Consider the following 2,871-nt stretch of genomic DNA (forward strand, 5'->3'; position numbering starts at 1 on the left):
TACTGCGTTAGCAAAATCGCCAGCCAAAACAATAAAGACGCAAAGCAACCCTATTTTCATGTCATTGCTAGCCACGGTCAAGTTAGAGTGCTTGAATATAAAAAAAGGGTTAACGACATTCGGTTTAAAAATGAAACTTTATATCAAAGCACAAAAAGCAGCCATTGAGGCTTTGCACCTAGAACAAACCTCAACTGTGCAACATCAGTTACTAACAATAACTTTGTCAACATCCCAGCTTATATCTTTCCCTTTGAGCAGTGGATTTAACATGAGTAATTTCCTACGTATTAATAGCAATAAGGAGTAAGCGTAAGTCTGAAAATAAAAAATGTAAATTTTTACCAAGAATCATCCTACAAAACGGAGTGATCAGCTGTTTAATTTCAAGCGATTAATTTTAGGGTGCTTTTTAGCCTCTACAGTGTGCGATCCATGTAACTTAAGCGACTGTAGATCTTTCCATAAAAGAGGGGCAACGATAAGTGTTAGCAGAATATTTGAGAGAGGCACAGCTAACCACACACCATTGACACCAAGCCAAAGCGGTAAAAAATATAAAAAGGGTAACTGCACTAACATATTACCCATTGATACCCATAACGCTTTGTTTGCTTGCCCTACCGCCATGTAGTAAATAGTCACGATAAAGAGAAAACCATCTAAAAAAAGTGCAAAAAGATGCAAATGAATACCAATAGTCGCAGCTTCAGTTAACTGTTTTTCACCTTGGCTAAACAGCTCAATAAGGAGACTGGGAAAGAGATTGAGCATCAAAACCATTGTGATACCTGATATTAAAACAACTTTACACGCCAATGTGAGTGTCGCAATAATTTTATCAGTTTGCTTAGCACCAAAATAATAGCTAACGGGTGGCTGCAACCCCGATGCAATCCCTTCTGCAATCAAATAATAGAGTGTTGCAACATAACCAACAATAGCAAATGCAGCCACATGTACAGTACTGCCATAACTCATAAATAACTTGTTATGCAGCGCAATCACAAAGCCAAAATAGAAAAACATAAACAAACTAGAAGCACCCAGATGCACCGTTTTGTAGAGGCTCTCAACATTGATTTTTGAGAATTTAATTTTGCATTGCGAGTAATGACTAAAGAAATAAGCAAGTGCAATAAGCACTACAACTGATTGTGAAATAACCGTGGCAATCGCAACACCCTGTAACCCTAACTGCCAAACTGCGATGAACAGATAATCTAAAATTATATTAAGCACGGCCCCCATTACAATTAACAATGTCGAACATGTAGGGCTATTGTCGTTACGGATCAGCATTGGCAATGTTGCTGCACCAATGGTCATCAGCACACCGTAGGAAAATACTTGCAGGTAATCTTGGGAAAATTGCAAAACTTGGCCTGTGGCGCCCTGTAGATCTAATAATACCCCTGAAAATAGCATTAAAATAATCATTACCAGCAATGAAAGCAGCACAATAAGGAAAATACTACTCGCTAATGCCCCCTGCTCTTTAGCGATTGATTGCTCGCCACGATACTGTGACATCAAGCTCCCTCCGCCCATGCCGATCATAATACCAAAACCAGCAACAGCCGCTAAAATAGGAATGGTCATATTGATGGCAGCCAAACCTGTACTTCCTAAATAATGCCCCACAAAAATTCCATCAACGACTTGATAAAGGCCATTCACTAACATCGCAAAAATAGAGGGTATCGCATAGCGCCAGTATGTTTTACTTACTGAATCGTCGCTATTTATTTGTGGCGTATCTAACTGAGGGCTATCTGTTTGCATAATTTTCTCTATTATTGATTAACCTCGCTATAATAGTTAAATATAAGATACATTAAAGTTACTATCCATCCGCTTTTCGGATGAGTTGAGTGAGTAAATTATGAATTGGACCATTGATCAATTAGAAGCGTTTATCACCGCAGCCCACTGTGGATCGTTTTCCAGTGCAGCACGTAAGTTAGGCAAAGCGCAATCACGTATCAGCACCTCTATTGCAAACCTTGAAGTCGATTTAAATCTAACACTGTTTGACCGCAGTAAACGCTTACCTGTTTTAACACAAGCAGGGCAACAACTACTCGATGAAGCACAGATGGTGATGAACCAATGCCAACGCTTGCAAGCACGCGCATCAACAGCAGCCAATGAAGAGGAGATTGAGTTAGTCATCGCTGCCGATGAAGCTGTTTTAGTGGGCACGCTACAAGCAGTATTTAAAAAAATATCCACAAAATTTCCTTTATTAAAACTAACGCTCATGAGTGGTTCACGTAACGACATTTCCGCCTTAGTAGAGTCAGGTAAGGCAGATATTGGCCTCTTATTTCATGTTGGTGAATTATCAAAAAATTTAGATTTTTTAGCCATTGGTAGCTTTAATAATGTATTAATTGTTTCTCATCATCACGTTTTAGCAAATATTGAGGCCCCTACACTTGCGCAACTGCAGGAACATCGCCAACTGCTCATTTGTAATCATCAAGGCCAAAGTAGAGAACAACCCATCACAGCAAACCATTGGAATATCAATAGTTATTATGGCATTACAGAGATGGTGATAGAGGGATTAGGCTGGGCACTAGTACCTGAAAATATTGCGCTTTCAGAATGGTATAAAAACGATATTAAGCAACTTTCAAGTAAACATATACTGAGTAACATACGCGTAGAGATTGGACTAACCAAGCGCAAAGATCGTGGTCAGGGCATTGTTTTAGCATGGCTGATTAATGAATTAGAAAGCACAATAGAAAGCAAAAGATAGTTAATACCAATCGGAATAAATAGCTGATCTATTTTACTGGTTAAAATAACTTATTTCTTCGTTGTAAGTTTCGTAAAGGGAACAACCATTTACGTCAACTT

2 protein-coding genes and 1 pseudogene are annotated in these 2,871 nt (G+C 38.8%); 2 read left to right on the forward strand and 1 reads right to left on the reverse strand.

What is annotated here, in order from left to right:
* Positions 1-172: pseudogene (locus tag G322_RS24950) on the forward strand (IS701 family transposase); the annotation flags it as partial.
* Between the two features lie 200 nt (positions 173-372).
* On the opposite strand, the gene G322_RS21385 reads toward G322_RS24950, so the two are convergent.
* Positions 373-1,785, reverse strand: a complete 1,413-nt coding sequence (locus G322_RS21385) for an MATE family efflux transporter (protein ID WP_022943162.1) — start codon at positions 1,783-1,785, stop codon at positions 373-375.
* 100 nt (positions 1,786-1,885) lie between these two features.
* On the opposite strand from G322_RS21385, the gene G322_RS0118485 reads away from it, so the two are divergent.
* Complete coding sequence (locus G322_RS0118485) at positions 1,886-2,770, forward strand: LysR family transcriptional regulator (RefSeq protein WP_022943163.1); 885 nt, start codon at positions 1,886-1,888, stop codon at positions 2,768-2,770.
* Positions 2,771-2,871 lie beyond the last annotated feature (101 nt).

Origin of the sequence: Psychromonas hadalis ATCC BAA-638 (assembly GCF_000420245.1) — a bacterium.
Lineage (GTDB): Bacteria > Pseudomonadota > Gammaproteobacteria > Enterobacterales > Psychromonadaceae > Psychromonas > Psychromonas hadalis.

Coding starts and splice junctions, on each gene's coding strand:
- G322_RS0118485 (WP_022943163.1), top strand. CDS start 1,886: ATGAATTGGACCATTGATCAATTAGAAGCGTTTATCACCGCAGCCCAC.
- G322_RS21385 (WP_022943162.1), bottom strand. CDS start 1,785: ATGCAAACAGATAGCCCTCAGTTAGATACGCCACAAATAAATAGCGAC.